Origin of the sequence: Iningainema tapete BLCC-T55, from assembly GCF_014698965.1 — a bacterium.
Lineage (GTDB): Bacteria > Cyanobacteriota > Cyanobacteriia > Cyanobacteriales > Nostocaceae > Iningainema > Iningainema tapete.
This window is the reverse complement of sequence record NZ_JACXAE010000039.1, coordinates 35902-58104: the sequence shown is the minus strand read 5'-3', so window position 1 is coordinate 58104 and position 22203 is coordinate 35902. Positions and strand designations below refer to the sequence as shown.

At 41.8% G+C, this 22203-nt stretch carries 17 protein-coding genes and 2 pseudogenes; 11 read left to right on the top strand and 8 right to left on the bottom strand.

Annotated features, from left to right (window positions below):
• Position 1: 1 nt before the first annotated feature.
• From ICL16_RS09905 to ICL16_RS09875, 7 genes are all read left to right on the top strand, one after another.
• The gene (locus ICL16_RS09905; protein WP_190826857.1) at positions 2 to 1147 is read left to right on the top strand and encodes a glycosyltransferase family 4 protein; all 1146 of its coding nucleotides are present in this window, start codon (positions 2 to 4) and stop codon (positions 1145 to 1147) included.
• A gap of 6 nt (positions 1148 to 1153) precedes the next feature.
• Entirely contained in the window at positions 1154 to 2335 is a 1182-nt protein-coding gene (locus tag ICL16_RS09900; RefSeq protein ID WP_190826855.1) for a glycosyltransferase, read from the top strand.
• A 15-nt stretch (positions 2336 to 2350) separates the two neighbouring features.
• The gene (locus tag ICL16_RS09895) at positions 2351 to 2989 is read left to right on the top strand and encodes a class I SAM-dependent methyltransferase (RefSeq protein ID WP_190826853.1); all 639 of its coding nucleotides are present in this window, start codon (positions 2351 to 2353) and stop codon (positions 2987 to 2989) included.
• 11 nt (positions 2990 to 3000) lie between these two features.
• On the top strand, positions 3001 to 3804 hold the full coding sequence (locus ICL16_RS09890; RefSeq protein WP_202895478.1) for a glycosyltransferase family 2 protein: 804 nt from the start codon (positions 3001 to 3003) through the stop codon (positions 3802 to 3804).
• 2 nt (positions 3805 to 3806) lie between these two features.
• The gene (locus ICL16_RS09885) at positions 3807 to 4403 is read left to right on the top strand and encodes a YdcF family protein (protein WP_190826847.1); all 597 of its coding nucleotides are present in this window, start codon (positions 3807 to 3809) and stop codon (positions 4401 to 4403) included.
• A 191-nt stretch (positions 4404 to 4594) separates the two neighbouring features.
• Positions 4595 to 6064, top strand: a complete 1470-nt coding sequence (locus ICL16_RS09880; RefSeq protein ID WP_190826845.1) for a TldD/PmbA family protein — start codon at positions 4595 to 4597, stop codon at positions 6062 to 6064.
• Between the two features lie 133 nt (positions 6065 to 6197).
• Entirely contained in the window at positions 6198 to 7541 is a 1344-nt protein-coding gene (locus ICL16_RS09875; RefSeq protein WP_190827117.1) for a TldD/PmbA family protein, read from the top strand.
• A 63-nt stretch (positions 7542 to 7604) separates the two neighbouring features.
• Here ICL16_RS09875 and ICL16_RS09870 read toward each other — a convergent pair whose 3' ends face one another.
• From ICL16_RS09870 to ICL16_RS09855, 5 genes and pseudogenes are all read right to left on the bottom strand, one after another.
• Positions 7605 to 8036: a pentapeptide repeat-containing protein gene (locus ICL16_RS09870; RefSeq protein ID WP_190826843.1), complete on the bottom strand. Its 432-nt coding sequence runs from the start codon at positions 8034 to 8036 to the stop codon at positions 7605 to 7607.
• A 440-nt stretch (positions 8037 to 8476) separates the two neighbouring features.
• Positions 8477 to 10294 carry a metallophosphoesterase family protein gene (locus ICL16_RS09865; RefSeq protein ID WP_238360695.1) on the bottom strand — a complete coding sequence of 606 codons (1818 nt, stop codon included), beginning with the start codon at positions 10292 to 10294 and terminating at the stop codon, positions 8477 to 8479.
• A 94-nt stretch (positions 10295 to 10388) separates the two neighbouring features.
• Positions 10389 to 10838, bottom strand: a pseudogene (locus ICL16_RS45515) (Clp protease N-terminal domain-containing protein); the annotation flags it as partial.
• 162 nt (positions 10839 to 11000) lie between these two features.
• Positions 11001 to 11249, bottom strand: a pseudogene (locus tag ICL16_RS46735) (ArsR/SmtB family transcription factor); the annotation flags it as partial.
• Positions 11250 to 11344: 95 nt separating this feature from the next.
• A complete protein-coding gene (locus ICL16_RS09855; RefSeq protein ID WP_190826839.1) occupies positions 11345 to 12403 on the bottom strand; it encodes an aspartate carbamoyltransferase catalytic subunit in 1059 nt (352 codons plus the stop codon).
• A gap of 196 nt (positions 12404 to 12599) precedes the next feature.
• On the opposite strand from ICL16_RS09855, the gene xrtO reads away from it, so the two are divergent.
• Both xrtO and ICL16_RS09845 read left to right on the top strand, forming a co-directional pair.
• Positions 12600 to 14135, top strand: a complete 1536-nt coding sequence (gene xrtO / locus ICL16_RS09850) for an exosortase O (protein ID WP_190826837.1) — start codon at positions 12600 to 12602, stop codon at positions 14133 to 14135.
• Positions 14132 to 16840 carry a TIGR02921 family PEP-CTERM protein gene (locus ICL16_RS09845; RefSeq protein ID WP_190826835.1) on the top strand — a complete coding sequence of 903 codons (2709 nt, stop codon included), beginning with the start codon at positions 14132 to 14134 and terminating at the stop codon, positions 16838 to 16840. Before xrtO ends, ICL16_RS09845 begins: the two co-directional genes overlap by 4 nt.
• A 42-nt stretch (positions 16841 to 16882) precedes the next feature.
• Here ICL16_RS09845 and ICL16_RS09840 read toward each other — a convergent pair whose 3' ends face one another.
• Positions 16883 to 17476: a hypothetical protein gene (locus tag ICL16_RS09840; protein ID WP_190826833.1), complete on the bottom strand. Its 594-nt coding sequence runs from the start codon at positions 17474 to 17476 to the stop codon at positions 16883 to 16885.
• Positions 17477 to 17665: 189 nt separating this feature from the next.
• On the opposite strand from ICL16_RS09840, the gene ICL16_RS09835 reads away from it, so the two are divergent.
• Both ICL16_RS09835 and ICL16_RS09830 read left to right on the top strand, forming a co-directional pair.
• The gene (locus ICL16_RS09835; RefSeq protein WP_190826831.1) at positions 17666 to 19348 is read left to right on the top strand and encodes an ATP-binding protein; all 1683 of its coding nucleotides are present in this window, start codon (positions 17666 to 17668) and stop codon (positions 19346 to 19348) included.
• Complete coding sequence (locus tag ICL16_RS09830) at positions 19345 to 20787, top strand: tetratricopeptide repeat protein (RefSeq protein ID WP_190826829.1); 1443 nt, start codon at positions 19345 to 19347, stop codon at positions 20785 to 20787. The genes ICL16_RS09835 and ICL16_RS09830 overlap by 4 nt, the downstream gene beginning before the upstream one ends.
• Here ICL16_RS09830 and ICL16_RS09825 read toward each other — a convergent pair.
• Both ICL16_RS09825 and ICL16_RS09820 read right to left on the bottom strand, forming a co-directional pair.
• Complete coding sequence (locus tag ICL16_RS09825; RefSeq protein ID WP_190827112.1) at positions 20771 to 21307, bottom strand: CAP domain-containing protein; 537 nt, start codon at positions 21305 to 21307, stop codon at positions 20771 to 20773. The genes ICL16_RS09830 and ICL16_RS09825 overlap by 17 nt on opposite strands.
• Before the next feature lie 136 nt (positions 21308 to 21443).
• Positions 21444 to 22133: a CAP domain-containing protein gene (locus ICL16_RS09820; protein ID WP_190826827.1), complete on the bottom strand. Its 690-nt coding sequence runs from the start codon at positions 22131 to 22133 to the stop codon at positions 21444 to 21446.
• Positions 22134 to 22203 lie beyond the last annotated feature (70 nt).

Below are 22203 nucleotides of genomic sequence, written 5' to 3'. Positions count from 1 at the left end.
TATGACAATGCATCTTGCAATCATCTTTATAAATATAGGTAGTTATCACGCCGCCCGTCTCAAAGCCGCATACCAAGCTTGTCAAAAACTAGGCTGGCAATTTACTGCCATTCAAGTAACCGACGACACACTTGAGCATTCATGGGGAGATTTTACAAGCACCCTAGAAATGCCTACGATCACCTTACTACCTATTGCCTCAACTCATAACCCTCGTAATGACACATTCTCTTCAGTTGCTAGCAAAGTTCTAATCAAGCACCTAACTCAGCTTAAGCCAGACGCTGTATTGATACCTGGTTGGTCTTTTCCAGTTGCTCGTGCCGCACTAAAATGGTGTAGTCAAAATCAAGTTATTCCTATCTTAATGTCAGAAACTAACGAACATGATTCACCGCGAATTTGGTGGCGAGAAATCTACAAAAGTTTACTAGTAAGAAGATACAAAGCAGCATTGAGCGGAGGACAAAAGCACAAGCAATATTTAATTAAATTAGGAATGCCAAATGATGCTATATTTTTAGGATATGACGTAGTAGATAACGATTTATTCTCACCCAATAAAATTAAAACACTGCCAAATCCTTGCACTAAACCCTATTTCTTAGCCATCAATCGTTTTCTACCTAAAAAGAACCTTTTTACTCTGCTCTCCTCCTATGGAGAGTATCGGCAAAAAGTAGGCGCTCGCTCATGGAATTTAGTTTTATGTGGCAATGGTGAACTTCAAGAAAAAATTGAACAATACATAACTGAATTAGATTTAAAAGATTCAGTTTACCTACCTGGGTTTCTGAAGCCAGATGAACTCCTACCCTACTTTGCCCATGCCAGTTGCTTTGTCCATGCTAGCACTCAAGAACAATGGGGATTAGTTGTCAACGAAGCAATGGCTGCTGGTTTACCTGTCATAGTATCTAATCGTTGTGGCTGCTTTGAAGATTTAATTATTGAAGGTGTCAACGGTTTTGGTTTTAATCCAGAGAATAGTCAACAACTGACAGATTTAATGCTGAGAATCAGTTTAAAAGAAGAGAATCTTCACTTAATGGGGCAAGCAGCTTGGGAACACATTCAAAAGTTTTCTCCAAACTACTTTGCCCAAAATTTAATTCAAGCAGTTGAGTATGCTTTAGCGCATCGCTGATTATCTATGAATATTCTAATAGTTATTCCTGCTTTAGGAAATGTTTATGGTGGTCCTTCTAAAAGTACAGTTGAGCTAGCTCAAACAATTGGTAGTCGAGGGGTTAGTGTTGACATTGTAGCTACAAATGCAAATGGCGATCGCACCCTAGATGTTCCTTTACATACTTGGATTCAAGAAAAATATTATCGAATTCAGTATTTTCACTATTGGAATATACTTGATTATAAGCTAACTTTTTCTTTGACTACCTGGCTATTTCAAAATGTTTCTAATTACGACTTAGTGCATACAAACGCAATCTTTTCCTATCCTGTCCTCCCAGCTTATTGGGCTTGTAAACTCCGAAAAGTTCCATACATTATAACTCCCCACGGAATGCTGGAACCTTGGGCTTTAGCTTACAAATCTTGGAAAAAGAAACTATATTTTAACTTGCTAGAAAAGCCTGCATTACAAAATGCTAGTGCGGTACAAATGCTAGCTTATACTGAAGCAGAGCGTATCCAAGGACTAAATCTTAAAACCCCTTTAGTCATTGTTTCTAATGGGATTCACTGTAGTAATTTTGAAAAATTACCGGATGTAGAGCTTTTTTACCAACATTTTCCTCAAACTCGAAACAAAAAACTAATTCTGTTTTTGGGACGAATCGATCCGAAAAAAGGACTAGATTTACTAGCAAATGCTTTTGCCAAAGTACGCGAGCAGTTTCCTCATACTCATCTAATTATTGCAGGACCAGATAACATCGGGTTTCTCTCCACAGCAAAAAGTTACTTTGTCTATTCTAATTGTTATGAAGCTGTCACTTTTACTGGAATGCTGACAGGTTCGATAAAATATGCAGCTTTGGCTGCTGCTAACATCTATGTTGCTCCTTCTTATTCTGAGGGCTTTAGTATATCTGTGCTAGAAGGTATGGCGGCGGGACTACCTTGTGTGATGACAGTTGCTTGCAATTTTCCGGAAGCAGCTTTAGCTCAAGCAGCGCGTGTAGTTAATATTGATGCTAACGAAATTGCTAATGCCTTGATTCAGTATTTGACAAATCCTCAACAAGCACTAGAGATAGGAAACCGCGCCCGTCAATTCATATTCAATCATTACACCTGGGAGCAAATTGCTACAAAAATGATTGAGGTTTATACCAAGATTATTAATCAAGAGACTGTTAATTGCGTGTAGTTAGGAGTGGAGAAAATGACATCATATTTAACAAAGTACGAGTATCAATACCAAGATAGTAATCTGGCTCATACTGATTCTTATTTGACAGTTCCATTACTATCAATGTTGTCGGAAAAAGCTAAATCTGGAGCCAGGGTTTTAGATTTAGGATGCGGTAATGGAAGTCTTAGCAATGCGATCGCTCAACAGGGTTATGAAGTAGTTGGTGTGGAAGAGTCTGCCTCAGGCATCGCAATTGCTCGTCAAAAATTTCCTGACTGTCAGTTCATTCAGGCTAGCATCTATGATTCACCCAGAGTTGAACTTTTAAATACTTTTGATGTTGTCATAACAGTAGAGGTTATTGAGCATTTATTTTATCCCAGAGAATTAGTAAAATTAGCCCAAAAATGTTTAAAACCAGGAGGGCATTTAATTATTACAACACCCTATCATGGCTATTTAAAAAATATCATTGTTGCTATATCGGGAAAAATGGATAGTCATTTTTCCGCTCTTTGGGATGGAGGACATATTAAATTCTTTTCCGTAAAAACTCTCACTCATCTTTTAGAAACAGAGGGTTACACAGACGTTAATTTTAAATTTGCTGGTAGATTACCATACCTTTGGAAATCTATGTTATGTTCTGCGTCTGTTACTGTGTTATAATTATTGCGCTAATGAGAGAAATAACACCTCTTCTGCTCACATACAACGAAGCACCCAACATTGAACGTACCCTCGATCGCCTCACTTGGGCTGATAGAATTGTTGTTGTTGACAGCTACAGTACTGATGCAACTTTAGAAATTATCAAATCCTATCCCCAAGTAGAATTATTCCAAAGGAAATTTGACTCTTTTGCCAGTCAATGTAATTTTGGGTTATCAAAAATTGAATCTACATGGGTGCTGTCCTTGGACGCAGATTATATCCTTAATGAAGAATTGATTGCTGAAATCAAAGCTTTACCAGAAGAACCTGACGTTGATAGCTACATCGTTACGTTTAAATACTGTGTATTTGGCAAACCTCTACGCGGTACATTACTACCACCGCGTAAAGTTCTATATAGAAGAGAATCGGCAGTCTATAAAGATGATGGTCACGCTCATCAAGTTATTGTAGAGGGAACTTCTCAACTGCTTTGTGCTAGCATTTACCATGACGATCGCAAATCTCTAAGTCGCTGGCTGTGGGCACAAGATCGCTACATGGTTTCAGAGGTAACAAAGCTACTGAAAACTCCAATTGCACAACTGAGTTGGGGCGATCGCCTTCGCAAGCAAAAAATCCTCGCCCCATTCATCATCCTGTTCTATTGTCTCATCCTTAAAGGTGGTATTCTGGATGGTTGGCACGGCTGGTACTATGCATTTCAGCGTTTCTTAGCAGAAATTCTGCTCTCGATTCGCTTAATTGAACATGAAAAACTACAAAAGTCAGGCGTTGATAATTTAACCGATTGCGTCTCGGCAAAGTAAGTATGTTAATTCCCAAATTTCGTCATGTATTTAAAAAACAGAAGATTTTCCTGGTGGGTTTGTTTGCTATCCTGCTAGTTAGCATCATTCCCATTCGACTATTGGTTGCATCTTACCAAGCTCCATTACCTCAAGCCATTCTCACTCTTGGTGGAAGTTCAGACAGAGAAGTATTCACAGCTCAGTTTGCGCAAAACTATCCCGCTTTGGATATTTGGGTTTCTACTGGCTCATATCCTCAAGAAGCCTACCCCATCTTCCAAGCCGCAGGTATCCAAAATTACCGCGTTCATCTCGACTACCGTGCTGTGGACACCGTTACCAACTTCACTACCCTCGTTCCAGATTTCAAAACACGTCGGATTCAGCACTTATACCTGATTACCTCCGATTTTCACATGCCTAGAGCAAAGGCGATCGCCACATTTGTCCTTGGTAGCCAGGGCATTACTTTTACTCCCATTTCTGTACCCTCCGCTAGAGACAAAGAATCCCTTGGACACATTCTGCGCGACACTTGTCGTTGTATCCTATGGATTTTTACACGTCGCACTGGAGCTAGTCTCAATCCTCGTTTTATAAAAATAGCATTTGGTTAATGATTACGGTACGGTAGTCTCCACTCCCAGATTGTACGAATTTGTTAGACTGATGTCATGCTTGATAGAGATACACACAGAATATTCGATAATAATTAACTAATTATACACCAAAACATTCGGTGTCAAAGTTTTCTGTAGAATGAAAACCGCACTTCCCCCCTGCTCAACCTAACTTTCCCCAACTACTCATGGTTACAAGCACTCTAATTTCTCAACAACTGCCCAGCCTGCAATACTCAAACACAACAGAGCGATTCGACGAAAGTTGGGAAGCTCCCTTGTCTACTCTTCTGGGATTAGGACGCGCTGCTGGGGCTGATTTTATCGAATTCTTTTTAGAGCGTGTCAACTATATTAGTTGCCTTGCAGAAGAAGATACCATCACCAGCATTACACCGCGTCTTTCCACAGGTGCAGGCGTGAGAGTGTTTCGCGGTAAAGCTGACTGCTACGTTAGCACCAATGACTTAACTTTTTCTGGTTTGAAAGCAGCTTTAGAAAAAGGACTTTCTATTTTAGGATTGCAACTTCCCGCTCCCAACGCTTTCGTTCCGGAAATTAACCTAGAACTGCTGAGAGATTACGCCACTAAAAGAGGTAAAGATAAATGGCTACCTCTTTGTAGCTCCATCCGAGAAATGGGAGAAGTCCTCCTTGATGGTACTGGGCAGCTAAAACAAAAAGCCAGCCATGTGCGATCGCGCCGTGCCACCTATTTCCGTGACTGGCAAGAAGTCCTAGTCGCCGCCAGTGATGGTACATTTGCTCGCGACATTCGCCTTACCCAATCAGTAGGATTTAACCTTCTGTGTGCTGACGGTGCCAATCGTGCCTCTATGGCTGAACGTGCAGGTAACACCAGCGATCCCAACTTCTTAAAAACATGGGATTATCAACAAGCCGCCGAGGAAATTGCCGAATCAGCAGGCAAAATGCTTTACGCCGATTATGTCGAATCAGGCACTTACCCCATCATCATGGCAAATCACTTTGGTGGAGTAATTTTCCACGAAGCCTGCGGACACTTGCTAGAAACCACCCAAATCGAACGCAACACCACTCCCTTTGCTGACAAAAAAGGTGAAAAAATTGCCCACGAAAGCTTAACAGCATGGGATGAAGGACGCACTGAAAACGCTTTCGGCACCATTGACATGGATGACGAAGGTATGCCAGCCCAAAAAACACTATTAATTGAAAAAGGCGTTTTAAAGAACTTCCTAGCAGATAGAGCGGGTTCAGTACGTACAGGGCATCCCAGAACTGGTAGTGGAAGACGCCAAGGTTTCACCTTTGCCGCTGCCAGCCGGATGCGTAATACTTACATTGATTCTGGTGAATACAGCACTAACGATTTATTTGCCTCAATTGATAAAGGTATTTACTGTAAAAAAATGGGAGGCGGTAGCGTTGGTGCTACAGGACAATTTAACTTTGGTGTAGACGAAGCTTACATGATTGAAAACGGCAAAATCACCAAGCCACTCAAGGGAGCAATTTTAATTGGTGAAGCCAAAGAAATTATGAACAAAATTTCCATGTGTTCCCAAGATTTGTCACTTGCAGCAGGTTTCTGTGGCTCTGTTAGTGGCAGTATCTACACCACCGTAGGACAACCCCACATCAAAGTTGATTCGATCACTGTCGGTGGACGATAGGGAATTTTCTACTCTGGAATGAGAAAAACCACAGATAAACACAGATAAACACAGATGTAATTTATCTGTGTACATTTGTGTACATCTGTGGTTTAAAATCCAAAATCCAAAATCTATGGCTCCAAAATCGACTATGCCTAACATCAAAGATATTGCAACTTACGCTCAAGAAAGCGCTCACAAACTTGGCATTAAAAAATTTGACATTTTTGGCTCATCTTCCGACCAAACCAGTGTACAAGTAGACCAAGGAGAGCCTAAGCAAGTTAAAGCCTCAAACCTTTCTGGTGTCACCGTGCGTGTTTGGAATGAAGATAACACAATGGGTGTCACCAGCACAACAGATGTAGATCCCAAGGGACTTGAATTAGCTTTAAAAACAGCACACGAAGCTAGTTACTTTGGTGTGAAAGAAAATGTCCCAGATTTTAGTCCAGAGGCTACTGTTCCCATACCTGAAACACCGCAGGAAAAAGTACCTCAAGCGCCTGTTTCCCAACTGATAGAAAGTCTAATAGCAGCTGAAAAAGAAGTGATTGCTGCACATCCAGCTATTCAGGGAGTACCTTATAACAGTTTGGCACAAAGAGATCTTGACAAGTTCTATCTCAATAGCGACGGTGCGATGAGAACTGAATCTCACTCCATCGCATCAATTTATCTTTACAGCAAAACTGAGGAAGATGGAAAAAAACCTCGCAGTGCTGGCGCTTTTAGAATCAGCAAAGGTGTCTCTAAACTAGACATCAATGGTTGTATCAAAGAAACGGCAGAGAAAACCATCAGTCACTTGAACTATGAAAAAATTCAGTCGGGGAAATATCGAGTTGTTTTCTCTGCAGATGCTTTCCTCAGTCTGCTAGGTGCTTTTTCCAACTTATACAATGCGCAAAGTATTTTGGATCAGCAAAGTCTATCTACCCCTGATGATATAGGCAAACAAATTGCTTCTCCCTTGCTTTGTGTTTGTGATGATGCACTCCATCCTGCTAATATTGGCGCAGAAACTTTTGATGGTGAAGGAACTCCCACTCGTCGAGTTTCGTTGATTGAAAACGGCGTTTTGACAAACTTTCTCCACAGTGCAGGTACTGCGAAAAGGTTGAATGCCAAGCCTACAGGTAATGCCAATATTGGTGCAAAAGTCACTGTCAGCCCTAACTTTTATCATGTCTATGCTGGCGCACCTGCTGAACAAGAATTAAGCTTGGAAACTGCTGAGAATGTAATTTTTATTGATGATTTACAAGCTCTTCATGCAGGTGTGAAAGCTCTACAAGGTTCCTTTTCTCTGCCATTCGATGGTTGGCTTGTTAACAAAGGTGTGAAAACAAGCATCGAATCGGCAACAGTTGCTGGAGATTTCTTGGAAGTCCTCAAATCAATTATTTTTGTTGAGAAGGAACCAGAGTTGACTCCCGGTGGGGTATGTCCCAGAATTTGGGTAGATGAATTGTCAATTACTGGAGAAAGTTAGGATTTTTTGTCCCTGAAGGGGGTTTCGTGCCCCCCTTTCTTAAGGGGGCTTGGGGGGAGCAAATTACCTATTTCTCGCGCCAGTGTTAGCAATATATGAACCGTTGAATTTGACACCAGCTAATACAGCGCCTTTTAGTTCAGTGCTATCTAAATTAGCGTTTCTTAAATCAGCATTAGTGAGATTAGCATTATTTAAACTAGCACTGTTTACAAAAGCTTCTTTCATATTGGCTTCTTTCAAGTTTGCGCCAGTTAAATCTGCGCCTTCTAAGTTGGCGTCTTGTAAGTTAGCACCCTTTAAATTAGCATTTCTTAAGTCAGCACCTATGAGGTGAGCGCCTTTCAAATTAGCACCTGTTAAATCGCAACCAGCACAGGCTCCGTTTTCTCTTAACTTTTGCACATGAGCGGGATTTGCAGCTTGCACAGATACGGGAGCGGCAAGAGATATTGTGCTTAGTAAAGCTACTGTTGTTAAAAATTTCATTTTCATATCTATTTCCCTCCCAAACTATTAGAAGCTGTAGTATTCCTGAATGATTTGTGAACAAAAATATGACTGCTGATTGCTAATAGCTAATTGTTTTAGTCATTAGCCATTAGCCATTAGCTTCTACATTTACATTCTCGCAAATTCCAGAAATTTGTCCTCTTGCTATGGGGGTAATAAAAGTTGTAGATTAATTAAGTACTTCTACCTTGTTCAGAGCGTAAGAATACCAAATCAGGTAGATAAAAAACTCTGTTTAGGCTGATGACGTTTGAATTAAAACTTAATTTATAACAGTCTAGAGATACATATTTTTATTATTTATTAAAATAAAAATACCTTTATGAGATGTTTGCCGTTTCCTTTGAGGATTTGTTGGAGGTCGAGGATTGAGCCGAGCGAGCTAGTGAAAGATTCTTCACTAGCTCGCTCGGATGCCTTCTTCAATCGACAATTTGCCCGTCAGCACCAACTAGGAGTGTAAGCTCGTCCTCATAGACACGGCGCTCTGTGTTGAGTAAGTTGTAATTCCCATCAAGAATTGGGAAGCTATGCACTGGAGTGAGGGTAATCTTTGCATAAACACCATTCTCGTTATCGAGTCGCTCTATGTTCACTTCCAGATGACCGTAGTGTTTGCCACCACTTACTAACTGTGGGACACCATCAACTTCCTGCCATAACTCACCTTCGTTTTGGTCGGCTGTCCACTGGCTAAATGGATTATAGTTGAGCAGTGGCGCATCAAAACCAGCACCTTCACGACGCTCACCCCGTAGTCCATCACCCGACACACCAACTTCATAGTAATGCACGCCAATGCCATCACCATTCTCATCAACGAAACTGCGCTCGAACATCTCACTATGTCCCACAAGCACTGCCGCTACTTTATATTTCTCAAACAGGGTGTGATATTGGCGCATTGGTGTACCGCCTTGGCCACTGCTGTCTTGATGATTCATGGGTAGCCCGTGTTCGCCATCGCTGTATGGTGTGTGATGGAACTGCACGAAGATGATTTGACCTTTAGTACGAGCATCCTGCAATTGCGCCTGCGCCCAGTTCCACTGAATGCTACCAGGGTTGAAGTCAGCAAGGTCTGTACCGCCTGCAGCTTCGTACTGTTCGCGTGTGTAGTTTTCCTGAGTGTCAGTACCCTCAAGAGTATAATCTCGCCCACTTACTTGAGGAGGCTGACCTTCACCACCGTAGTTACTGCGGCGATCGTCTGGTTCACCATTGGAACTATCAAGTGTGATAATAGTGATTGGACCGTAGTCAACGCGGTAGTAATTATCTTGGTGTTCTGGTGTACCATTATCTGGTGCGTCAACATATACGTGATACTTATCACGACCAAACTTTGGACCAAAACGACCGTCAGTGTCCGTACCATAACCACCATTGAGCGCACCGAAGTTCTCCCAGTTGCCAAGGGCGCTCAGGATTGGATACCGTGAAAGTCCACTGTCAAACTCTCCTGCGTTATGGCGGAAGAACTCATCCCAACCTGGTTGGTAGCCACCACCCTGCACAAGGTCACCAGGCATTAGCAGAAAGTCAGGGGTACGGCTATTGACAATTGTGAGGTTGCGCTTGTAACCCTCAGTTTCTGTCATGGCATAGCGCAATGTCTGTGAAATACCCGCACCGGATGTTCCAAAGACGTTTGCCCACTGACTACCGCTCAAAGTAGGGCGTACTAAAGATCCCTCTGCCAAAGCACCCGGTTGCCATTCGCGATAGGTGACACGTCCTAGAGGTTCGGTTTCACTATCCGACATCGCAATAAAGCGGATGTGACTCCAATTATCCTTACTAGGAGCAGTTTTGAAGGTTGAATGAAAAACGCTCGACCCTTGAGTGACTGTATAATAGTAGGTAGTTCCTGGTTGCAAACCACGTACATCAATTGTGTGTTTGTAGTTATTATCTCCTTTGAGCCAAGAGCCTTGGGTCAACCCCGAAATGTTCTGATTTTTCTCAGCGCTTGTATAGGTAAGCACTGGCTCAAATAAGGGTTGAGTTGTAAACGTCAGCGGATTGCTCAAACCAGGTCCTGTGATCGTGAGTTTACCTGCTACGTTTTGCTCGGTAAACCAGGTAAAATACATACCATCTGTGGATGGTTGCTGTAGATACGGATTGATCCGGAACTCTGCCATAGCAACTTTTGCAGCTGTAGTAACACCCAGTCCGACTGTGAAGATTGTGGCAATTACGGTAAATGGTGGGCGGAGTTTGTGTAGGAAATGCATGGGTATGAGTTTTGATTGCTTGTGCATCCTACAATATGAACGTGAAAACTAGGTTAACCTCGTAATATCTTGGGTTTAACCGTTTTAATTAAGTCAGAGATCTTCGCATTCGTTGTTCCAAAGCAACCACATCTACCCCAAGATTTTGCAGAACTCTAATTGCTGCTCCCCCTCCTTCACGGAGGATACCTAACAGTAGATGCTCTGTGTTAATGTAGTCATGCCCAAGCTGTCGAGACTCTTCTACTGATAGTTCTAGTACCTGCTTTGCTCTGGGTGTAAAAGGAATATCTCTAGCTGTATATCCCATACCTCTGCCAATAACTTTTTCTACCTCAATCTGAGCATTTTCCAAGTTCACCCCCACAGAGGTAAGAAACTGAGATGCCATACCACTACCTTCGCCAATCAATCCCAGCAAAATTTGTTCTGTTCCGACAAAGTTATGCCCCAAACGGCGAGATTCGCCTTGGGCAAAGGTGATGGCTATAATGGCTTTCTCCGTAAATCTCTCAAAACCCCTCAGGCTGAATTTCTCCGACATAAACCCAAAAAGTTTTTCAAAGATAGACTCAAAAAATTTTTCAAACATAAACCCTTCCTGTGTAAATGTATTGTTTGTCTGTTCAGGGATGTGTTCGTTGTTGACACGAGTCAGGCGATCGCGTCTTGTTTTCCCTGTGGATAAAAAAGCAAGCAAATCCTCCATCGTCTCAGCATTTGCTGAGTACCACAAAAATTGCTTCTCTTTTCGATAATTCACCAAACCCTCAATCCGCAGCTTCTCCAAATGGTGCGACAAAGTTGAGTTCGGAATTTTCAGCTTTTCCTGAATTTCACCCACAGTCATCCCTTCTGGATAAGCTGCAAACAGCAGCCGCATAATTTCCAGTCGTGGCTCTGAACCCAGTGCAGCAAAAATATCTGCATACCGAGCCGTTTCTTCATTAACCATATTTCTAGAATAACCGAAATAATATAAATGTCAACACTAATATTCTGCCTGCTGTGTTGTAGAGACGTTACATGTAACGTCTCTACAGGAATTTCCTAAACCTTACCGCTACCCATTAAGTACAATAGCGCCATCCGCACGGCAACACCGCTGGTAACTTGGGTTTGAATCAAACTAAATTCTGGATCGTCCATCAATTCAGAGCTAATTTCAACGCCACGGTTTACTGGTCCTGGGTGTAAAACTTTAACATTTGGCTTACACAATTGCAACTGAGAGCGTGTAATTCCAAACCTCTGATGGTATTCTCGCAATGAAGGTAATAAATGAGCAGTCATGCGTTCTTTTTGCAAGCGCAATGTCATCACAAAATCAGCATCTTGCAAAGCAGGTTCTAATTCCCAATGGAGAAACAATTTACGATTTTGGATTTTGGATTCTTTTTCTATCTTCCCATCTTCTGTACAGACGTTCCGCCGGAACGTCTCTACCCCATCATCGCTGACATAATCGGCAAATAACTTGGGTAAAAGGGTGGGTGGTGCGGCTAGATGCACTTCGGCACCAGTTGCTGTTAAACTCCAGATATTAGACCGTGCTACTCGCGAGTGTAGAATATCCCCAACAATAGCGATTTTTTTATCTTTTAACAGTTCAATGTGGGGATTGTTTGGCTCAAGTAGTGTACAAATAGTAAATAAGTCTAGTAGTGCTTGGGAAGGATGTTCATGTTGACCATCACCAGCATTGAGGACTCCGACTCTAACACCCAGACGTTCCATTTCTTGAGCGATCGCATCAGGTACTCCTGCTTCACGATGACGCACAACCATAATATCAGTTCCCATCGCCAAATAAGTTTTCGCCGTATCTAAAATAGTTTCTCCTTTTGTCATCGAAGAACTTGCTGAGGCAAAGTTCAACGTATCTGCTGACAAACGCTTTGCCGCTAGTTCAAAACTGCTCCGAGTGCGAGTGGATGGCTCAAAAAATAAGTTTGCCACCACTTGTCCTTGTAAAGTTGGTACTTTTTTTGTCCGCCGTGAGAGTACCTCCTGAAAACTGGCTGCAGTTTGTAACACAACATCGTATTCAGCAGCAGTGAAGTCAGCAAGAGAAAGAACGTGGTGACGATTCCAAGTGGCAGTAGGCATAAATAGCTATTGAGTTTTTGGCGTAGAGATGTGATGTCTACAGTTTTTTAATATACACATGCAGTGGAAATGATAACATCACATCTGGCTCAACGGAGTTAGTAAAGATTACAACAAGTTTAGGCAATCACCCTGTCAACGAAAAATTTTAAGTTATAACTGTAATACAGACGCAATACAGCCGCTCGGAGACATTATGTTAAGAGACAGTTGGTTAAAAAACTCCTTTCGTCAAGAGTTTTTTAGCGTGTTTGTGCTTTTAATAGCCTGGATTTTTGTTCATATATCTTCGATTCAATGGCTTTTACAGTCTTTCCGGCAAGCATCTAGTTTCAATTTAGTGGCGATCGCTCTTGCCATTTCGTTTTTGCTAGTGCAAACTATACGATATCGCCATCACTTGCAAATCACTCCACTCACGCTGCAACCGTATCCACTTTTACTAATGCTTGGAGTGGCTGTTAGTGCGATCGCCTCAAGATGGCTACTCGACATCAAACAAATAGAAGTAATTTTGTTTGCACTCTCAACCTATGGTTTGTGCGGGTTGTTTTTCTCACCTATATTATGGCGTAAAGGTTTACCAGTAGCAATTGCGATCGCTTGTTTTCTCCCTTTTAGCGCTCAATTCGAGACTGGACTTGGCTTCCCTGTACGCATACTAACAGCACATATTGTAGAACAATTACTAACCCCTTTTCAAGTCACTGCCATTTCCTCACAAGACATCATCGTTTTAGAAAATGGCATTGCTCATGTAGATATACCATGTAGCGGGTTAAAAAGCCTATGGACAGGGATGCTATTCTTACTTGCCGCTACTTGGCTAGAACGTCGTCAACTAGGTATACGCTGGTGGTTAGTATGTTGTGCAAATCTGTTTTCTCTAGTGAGCGCCAACATGCTGCGAGTGCTGCTATTAGTCGTAATTACCCAAATTTGGCATCAACCAACAATCGCGCAGGTACTACATGTACCTCTTGGTTTAATCGGTTGGGTTGTATCCTGTGCTTTAACATGGAAGCTCCTGCAAACTGTACCACGTTATCAGGATGGATTTACAAAGAAAGGCAGAGGGCAGAGGGCAGAGGGCAGAAGGGAAGAAATACTAATAAAAGTGGAAAGTCAACCCGCATTCCCAGGCATAAGGAAATCGGCACGAGCAACACTGCTGACAACCGTAATTGCACTAGCACTGATTGGGCAACTACACCCAAAACAAATAGAACTTACTATTGCTTCCCTAAATTTACCCAAACAAATCATCTCCGAGCAACTGCCATTAACAGCAGTTGAACAAAGTTTTTTTCAAAAAAAGCCTAATACAATCGCACAGAAGCAACGCTTCGTTTCAGGACAACTTACTGGTTCCATGTTGCTAGTAGGCAGTACCTCTTGGCAAGCCTTCCATCCGCCAGAATTGTGTTTTGTCGGCAGTGGGATGAAAGTAGACACAATGGAGAGAAAACAGCTAACACCAGATATTATGGCGCGGTGGTTATCTCTACAAAATGGCAAACTTTCCGCTACCTACTGGTTTCAATCACCGCAATCTACCACTGATGATTTCTTAGCTCGGATTTGGGAATACGTTATCCACCGCCAAAAGCCTTGGTTGATGATTTCCATCTTATTTGATCGTACCTCTAGCCCAGAAGATTCAGAAATTCAAGCTTTCGTTACCAATATTCACAAGACGATCGCTCATACCCTTAATCCCAATAAACTATGAAGTGGTTTTTACATACTCTTTTTCACGCTATCTTTTGGATTTGGAATCTTGCCTTTTTGTCGGTGGTGTATGTCGGCATCTTACCCTGGATTGCACCCGTAATCATTATCGCCACATTTGAAGGTTTGATTCCACTGGAATTTTTCGTCAGTCTTGTAGCGCTAATCACAGTACCTACTATCTGCACGATAGTGGGAGTGCGGCATTTTAGCCAACAACCTGTAAATTTAATGCGTCTATTTTATGGCGTAGAAGCACCACTGTTTGCTTTATGCCTGATGCGCTTGTTCCTATTTCGAGAAGTTCCCCCAGCCAGTGGTTGGGTTCTCGGTACTCTGTGCCTTTGTATCGGAGCATTTTTTCTCAACTTATCATCTGGCTATGCTAACAGAAATCGTATCTTAGCTTGGACTCAAGCTTTTGCCCACAGCTTAATGGTACTCATTGGTTTATATGTTGGTGCTGTGCTAATGTTTTATGCCATACCAACAGCAGTAGCTATTATCCGTGAGTTTTTCTCATTCAACTGGGTAAGCATTTTCATCCACACCATAACATATGCCCCCTATGCCATTATCTGGTGGGTATTCATCTTTTTTATCTTGGTGGGTATTACGTCTACCTTATTCGTTGCCATGCCTTCGGCACTTGCCAGCCTCTACATTTTATCTGGACGTGAGATATTACAAGCGTTTGCATCTCAATATGGTCGCAAACGCACTTGGGGAGTATCATTAGGGGTGGTTACTGCTTGGTTGCTGATTCTCTTCGCATTACAACAACAGCCTCAAGTAGCAGCATTCAATCTATTCCAGAATCCTCCTACCACAGATAGTAGTAAGCAAGCACTCTTAGCTAAATCAGATACGATTAAAGCTGGTTTGGTTAATGCTTATTTGTCTTCTTACCGCTACCTGAGTTCTAACCAAGAAAACAACCATATCCAGCACTTGTATCATGACTTCCTGGGTTTACCAAATGGAGTAGCTCAAAGATTACAAACAATTTACAATTCTCTAATGTCGCCGTTTTTGTATCAAGGATTGCCGTCGGATGCAGACAAGGCTTCTAAGCTGTATGCGGAGTTTTTTGATACACCCATTCAAAGAGCCGAAAGACAAGCAATTAACCACGCTTTGCAATCTACTTTTAACAGAGACGAAGCAAAGGCGGGATTACTCAATATTAATCAAGAAAAAGTTTGGTTGGCAAAGCAACAAGTTACAGTGAAGGAAAATGGTGATTGGGCTGATGTGGAACTTTACGAGGTGTATGAGAACCAAACGCCCGAACAACAAGAAGTATTTTACTCGTTTTCTTTGCCAGAAAGTGCTGTGATTACTGGATTGTGGTTGGGTAACAGCGATAAGTTAAGCGATCGCTTCCCTTTTGCCGTTTCGCCACGAGGTGCAGCCCAACAAGTTTATAATCAAGAAGTGCAACGACGTGTCGATCCGGCTTTGCTAGAGCAAGTCGGAACCCGTCACTACCGTCTCAGAGCATTTCCCATTCCCCCCAAAACACTATCAGGAAAACCCGAATTGTTGCATCTGTGGCTAACTTACAAAGTGATGCAACAACAAAATGGCTGGGCAATGCCTCAGCTAGGAGAGAAACGCAATATCTTTTGGACTAACCATACTAAATATATCCGCAACGGCAAAACTGTTTCTTCACCAAATGACTGGTTAGAACCTTTCATTAGCGCTGCCAAATTACAACCAGCTTCCCATGAAGTGAACTTTCCTGAAGGCTACCGCATTTCTGCCCAGCCACTTACTGCTGGTGATTACAGCACTTTAAAAGGAAAGCGGTTGGCAATTGTTGTCGATACTTCTCGTAGTATGGGCAAGCATACTCAAGAGTTATCCCAAACCTTTGCCTCGTTAAAAGCAACCAGTAACGATGCTGATGTGTATATTACAACTTCTCAAGGTGTACCTCAAAGGATTGACGATCTACAGCGCTTGACAAAACTGACTTTTTATGGTAGCATTCAATTGCAACAAATGATGCAGCAGTTTTTGCAGTTGCGTGGCAATACCAATTATGACGCTATCTTGATGGTCACAGATGAAGGTAGTTATGAATTATCTCAAGATAGTAAAAATGTTCTCAACATGCCTGCACCATTGTGGATGGTACATTTAGGCAAACTTCCTCCAGCGTATGATGATGCGACTTTGGCAGTAATTCAAGATAGCGGGGGTGGAGTTGCTACACAAGTTGCTGAGGTGTTGCAAAGAATAGGAACCCAAGCACGGTTAGGCTCATCTACAGTAAGTGTAGTGGATGGGTACGCTTGGAATAAATCCAAGGTAGAGTCGGTGGCTACGACGAAGAAAGATTTTGAGCAACTAGCGGCGCGACAGTTGGTAGTAGGGTTGTCACAAGAGAAGAAGGCAAAGCAATTGAAGGATCTTGATGCCATTCATGCGATCGCCAAAAAGTTTAAGATTGTCACACCTTATTCTTCTATGATTGTACTAGTAAACGATCGCCAAAAAGAAGCCCTCAAACGAGCCGAAGCCAAGAGCGATCGTTTCGAGCGTGAAGTAGAATCAGGTCAAGAGCAATTAACTCAGCCATCCAATCCTTTCACTGTTTCCGCTACTCCCGAACCCGAAGAATGGATGCTCATGGCTATGGTAGTGATCGCTTTAATATTTATTGCCAGACGTAGATTAATGTCAATCCGGCAATAATATGGATGTGAAAAACAATGTAGAGACGCGCCATAGCGCGTCTCAATTGCTAGTAATGGGAGGTTCATTTACTGCTGAAATAGCAGTGTCAATAATTTGCTGCTGAGACAATGCGAAAGCTGCAGATCCTAAAGCAAAAGTCAGTCCATTTTGTTTCCAGAAAACGTATCTTAGAGTATTGTAACCGCTACCTCGAGTTAAGTAATAACCACTAATCCCATTGCCCAAATCTACTGGTGTGATATTCTCCCCTTTTGGAGGCCAAAATTTTGGCTCGCGATCTTTAAAGACACCAATACCGCCAAAAGAACAACCATCAGGTTTAGCAGCAGAAGCACAGTTCGGTGACACAGCAAAATTAACTGTAATGGCTTCATTATTAGAACTAATATAGGGATAAATGTTGCCATCAACAGGAATATCAGAAAATGCTTTGAAAAGCAGCGAACGATTAAAAGTAGGAAGAGTAGAAGGCAACCGTATTTCTGTCCCTTTTGGCAACTGGTTACGAATATCACTCAGAATTGGTTGAAAAACAGATGCTGGCTGAGCTGACGTATATTGAATCTTAGTCAACAAGCCGACACTCAGAACTGTTAAACCCATACTCAAGCTTAATAGCGTTACTCTCTTCATGAATTCACTCCTCATATTTTGTTCTGCATCAAACCTATTCCCTATCTAAGCTCAACGCAATGGTAATCAAGGATTTTTTGAAAGCAATTTGAGAGCAATTTAGAAACCCAAATTTTGCACCATAAATTTCATCACCCAAAAAATCACTTTCTTGACTAAGATGAATAAAACATCAATGCCACATCAAAAATGAAACATCGCCTTGTTCCTGTGACTCCAGCTTTGCGGCGCAAGCTCAAGTCGGCGTTTGGGCAACGCTTCAAGTCAACAGAAGATTTTTTGCAAAAGTGGCGCTACTCAAGTGATACTCTCGGCACACCTCCAACAGAGATAGAAATTCAGAACATTTTGTACTGCCACACACAAAGCACCTGTGAACATTGGATAATTAACGGTGTTTGCCAGCTATTACTCAATCGCCCTTATCGAGATTACAGCCAAAAATCAGTACCAAACACTTTAAAGCAAAATCTTAAAGACAAGTTCAATGAACAATTTACAGTAGACAACCAAATCGCTTGGGGAGATTTCTCTGTCGCTTGGGTAAAACATCTCAATGATTCCGAGTCACCTCGAGCTCAAACGATCAGAAGTTTTTTCGCGTCGGAGCATCGAAACTCCTGTGAGCATTGGTTAATTAACGGATTGTGCGAATTGTTACTCAATTGTTCATTTGATGAATGGCTACAAAAATCGGAGTCTAATCAAACGCTTACTCCCTCTTGTTCCCCATTGCCAATTACTCAAGAACTGGTTTTGGAAGATCATGCAATTAGATGGGTAGGACGCACACAGCTAATTACCGAGTTAGAACATCGGTTGCAACAAGACTGCCGAGTTTTATCAATTGTTGGGATTACAGGAATTGGCAAAACATCTCTGGCAATGCGCCTAATGTTGGAACCAGCAGTTGCTATCAGCTTTCCAGAAATATACACTGTAATCCTTGAGCGAGAATCATCCAATTTTTTGGCAGTAGCACGCCAGCTTTTGGGACAAGTACCACAGTTCGAGTTGCAAAAAGACTCTGAATTGTTGGTGGCTATGGTGGCGAAGTTGCGATCGCATCCCTGTCTGCTCATACTAGATATGGTTGAGGAAGTTTTAGAACCAGATGGCGAAGGTGGGCATCAGTTTATCGAGCCAATCTTTGCCCAATTCTTTGAGCAGATGGTTAAAGCTGAAATGCCCAGTCGGATCATCTTGACTTCTCAAGACCAACCACCAATAATTGCACAAGGGCGATACCCGTCACGAGTGCATGTAGAAAGACTCAAAGGATTGGAGGAATCTGAAGCCCTAAAACTATTTGAGAGTTGGGATGTGCGGATACAGTCAGATGTAGATTTGCAAAACCTTAAACGGATTATTCATGTCTACGAAGGGCATCCTTTGGCATTAAGAGTCGTTGCTGGTGAAATTCGTATGCCACCATATAATGGAGATGTTCAAGCTTATTGGTATGATTACGGTGATGAAATCACTACCGTAGAGTCTTGGAAAAATGCTCCAGAAGAAAAATCTCGACAGGACAAACCCAGACTTGACCGCTATAGTATTGGTTTAGCTGATTTGGTAAAAAAGCGGATAGACCAAACTTTTACTCGATTGTATCAAACAGAACCCTTAGCTTGTTTAATGCTTTGCCAAGGAGCCGTGTATAGACGTGCTGTAGAACGCTCCGCTTGGTTACTGATGATTGCAGAGTATCCTGATGAAGCCCAAGTTTCTGCCTTTCAATCCTTACAACGTCGGTTTTTGTTAGAAGAGGAATATACTAAGCATAAAGTTCTTTATCGATTGCACAGTCTCATTCGCCGAGTGGCGCTGGATCATTTAGCTAAGTTGGAAGTAGAGGTTTCACCACTTTGACTGAGTATGTCATACCAGTAGAATTACATAAGCTTTCAGCATCAGAGCTTTTGCGTATCTGTTGCGATCGCACAGGGCAATTATTGCTTGTGCAACCAGAACAAATGGAAACCACGCAAACAAAGCCAGCGCTGAGAAAATTGACTACCTTAGAGTTAACTCATCTGAAAGCAGCTTTCTACTGGTTAAAAGTCTATCAGCCACAGGATACTTCCAACTTAGAACAAGTACGCGGATATCTCGAAGCATTCCATCATTTGTGCGAAATGTCAGCATGGCAGTCAGCTAGTCAGATACTTTTCACATCCATTAATGGTAAACAATTATACGAGCAACTCAGGAATTGGGGCTATTACTCCGAACAAATAGAACTTTATCATCGACTTCTGTTCAAGCTTAATTCAGAACTAGACTGTTTTTGCCTCAATGGTTTGGGACGTGCTTATTCTTATTTAGATCAAAAATCACAGGCAATGAGCTATTATAATCAACACTTAGAAATAGCTCGTAAAATTAAGAACAAACAAGCAGAAGCACAAGCGCTAGGTGGATTGGTTAGTGTTTATTTCTCACTGGGGCAGGATCACATAGCAATTAATTACCTTGAGCAGCAGCTAGCGTTAGCTCGTGAAATCAAAGCTAGTAAAGAGGAAGGACAGGCGCTTGGTGGTTTGGGAGCTACTTATATAATGAGAGGAAATTACCGCAGAGGAATGAAATACTGTCAGCAAGCGTTAGAGATCGCGCAAACAATAGGCGATCAAGAACTATCAGCGCTGGTTTTAGGATGGATGGGCGGAACACACTTGTCCAAAGGAAGATACAAGCAAGCAATCAAATATCTGCAACAGCAATTGACTATCAGCGTCCAAATCGGCAACCAATGCCAAAGATATTTAGCCTCATACTACCTGGGCAATGCCTACAATCTTTTAGGACAGTTTCAAACTGCCATTGAATATCTCAGCGCAACTCTAAATTTTGCGCGTGAAACAGTTTCGCGCTCAACAGAAGCATCGACATTAGATGCCCTTGGTTCTGTATACAGTGACTTAAAAAAATATCAAGATGCTATTGATTATTATGAGCAAGCTTTAGCAATTAGTCGTGAAATTGAAAACCGAACAACAGAAGCAGGAGTGTTGTTTCATCTTTGTTATTGCTACGGTTGCTTAAAACAGCAGAAGTTAGCTCTTGACTACTGTGAACAAGCTCTCACTCTTACCTATAAAACTAAACACAAAGAGGCAAAAGGGCGAGTATTGGCGTGTAAAGCGAATATTTATTTTCATCAACAGCAATATTTTTCTGCCTTGTGGTTAGTGATGCAGAGTTTGCTAATTTTACCTCCTTGGGTTAGTAGCAATGGACGCTCTATTTTAAAGGTAACGCTTGAAGAAATCATTCAATTGTTGTACAGACTTATAGCGCGAAAGTAAATTTTTCTTCATATCCTCCGGCGTAAGTGATCACGCACATCTGTCTATATGTAGCGTGAATTCCAAAGGCAACTCCTGTCACTTTAAACGCAGGATTAAACATATTTTTTCGATGACCGCGATTGGGTACACCATCATCGATAATTAGCTGCATAACGATATCTTGTGCTGTATGGGAACCATAGGTGATATTTTCGCCTGTCGTGATTTGCCAAGTTCCATAACGACTAATGCGAGTAGCAGAATCGCTCCCATCACTACCATAATGACCCATTATACCTTTTATTCCAGTATCTTTGACATGATCTTTTGCGCCGAGAGACATGCCTATTGATGTAGTGAGAACTCCTACAGGATCGGTTGAGTGAAGTTGTGCGATCGCCTCATCAACTGCTGTTACACCTTCAGTAGTTTGCAAGTAAACATGACTAGAAATTTTGACTCGATTGCCAATAAAGCATTTTTTATAGTTTTCTAATACAACAGCATAAGCAGCGGGATTTGTTCTCGCTTTATTCATTTCCACAATCACTTGTTGTTCTAACCGTGAGAGGGTATATTGATCACACTTCACTGCCTGTTTTCCTATTATTTTATTCTTATTATGTCATACGATTGAGATCCCCGACTTCTTAAAGAAGTCGGGGATCTGTTACTTAAATCAGTTTTTCCTTATACCCACCTGCATAAGTGATAACACAGATAGTTTTATATCTGGCATGAGTTCCATAAGCAACTCCCATGACTTTAAAAGCCGGGTTAAACATATTTTTTCGATGACCACGATTGGGTACACCATCATCAATAATTAATTGCATGACGATATCTTGTGCAGTGTAAGGACCATAGCTAATGTTTTCACCTGTAGTGGTTTGCCAAACTCCATAGCGGCTAATACGAGTGGCAGAATCGCTACCATCACTACCATAATGACCGATCGCACCTTTTGCTCCCGTGTCTTTGACATGATCTTTTGCACCTAGTGACATACCTTTAGATGAAGTTAGAGAGCCTACAGGGCGCGTTGATTGGAGAAATGCGATCGCCTCATCAACTGCTGTCACACCTTCAGTAGTTTGCAAATAAACATTGTTAGAGAATTTAACTAATTTACCTTGGAAACGCTTTCTATAGTTCTTGAGGATAGAGATATACGCTTTAGGATTTGTCCGTATTTTATTCACTTCCGCAATTACCTCTTGTTCTAGGAGTGAAAGGTAACTAGTTTGTGTCAACGTAGTTTTGGCTATAGGTTCTGCTACAGACAGACTAGATTGAAAAAATAAATAATACCAGCTAACTAACAGAGCTATGGGAAAGAACACCAGATGACGATGGTGAAGCATTAATTACCTCAATATTTTGATTTTAAGAGTTTATGCGGTTTAGTAAAATGCACCTTAATTTGACCAAGGT

Coding starts and splice junctions, on each gene's coding strand:
- ICL16_RS09825 (WP_190827112.1), bottom strand. CDS start 21,307: ATGAATAAAGCGAGAACAAATCCCGCTGCTTATGCTGTTGTATTAGAA.
- ICL16_RS09865 (WP_238360695.1), bottom strand. CDS start 10,294: ATGCATTTCCTACACAAACTCCGCCCACCATTTACCGTAATTGCCACA.
- ICL16_RS09845 (WP_190826835.1), top strand. CDS start 14,132: ATGAAGTGGTTTTTACATACTCTTTTTCACGCTATCTTTTGGATTTGG.
- xrtO (WP_190826837.1), top strand. CDS start 12,600: ATGTTAAGAGACAGTTGGTTAAAAAACTCCTTTCGTCAAGAGTTTTTT.
- ICL16_RS09840 (WP_190826833.1), bottom strand. CDS start 17,476: ATGAAGAGAGTAACGCTATTAAGCTTGAGTATGGGTTTAACAGTTCTG.
- ICL16_RS09905 (WP_190826857.1), top strand. CDS start 2: ATGACAATGCATCTTGCAATCATCTTTATAAATATAGGTAGTTATCAC.
- ICL16_RS09855 (WP_190826839.1), bottom strand. CDS start 12,403: ATGCCTACTGCCACTTGGAATCGTCACCACGTTCTTTCTCTTGCTGAC.
- ICL16_RS09820 (WP_190826827.1), bottom strand. CDS start 22,133: ATGCTTCACCATCGTCATCTGGTGTTCTTTCCCATAGCTCTGTTAGTT.
- ICL16_RS09890 (WP_202895478.1), top strand. CDS start 3,001: ATGAGAGAAATAACACCTCTTCTGCTCACATACAACGAAGCACCCAAC.
- ICL16_RS09900 (WP_190826855.1), top strand. CDS start 1,154: ATGAATATTCTAATAGTTATTCCTGCTTTAGGAAATGTTTATGGTGGT.
- ICL16_RS09870 (WP_190826843.1), bottom strand. CDS start 8,036: ATGAAAATGAAATTTTTAACAACAGTAGCTTTACTAAGCACAATATCT.
- ICL16_RS09885 (WP_190826847.1), top strand. CDS start 3,807: ATGTTAATTCCCAAATTTCGTCATGTATTTAAAAAACAGAAGATTTTC.
- ICL16_RS09895 (WP_190826853.1), top strand. CDS start 2,351: ATGACATCATATTTAACAAAGTACGAGTATCAATACCAAGATAGTAAT.
- ICL16_RS09835 (WP_190826831.1), top strand. CDS start 17,666: ATGAAACATCGCCTTGTTCCTGTGACTCCAGCTTTGCGGCGCAAGCTC.
- ICL16_RS09880 (WP_190826845.1), top strand. CDS start 4,595: ATGGTTACAAGCACTCTAATTTCTCAACAACTGCCCAGCCTGCAATAC.
- ICL16_RS09875 (WP_190827117.1), top strand. CDS start 6,198: ATGCCTAACATCAAAGATATTGCAACTTACGCTCAAGAAAGCGCTCAC.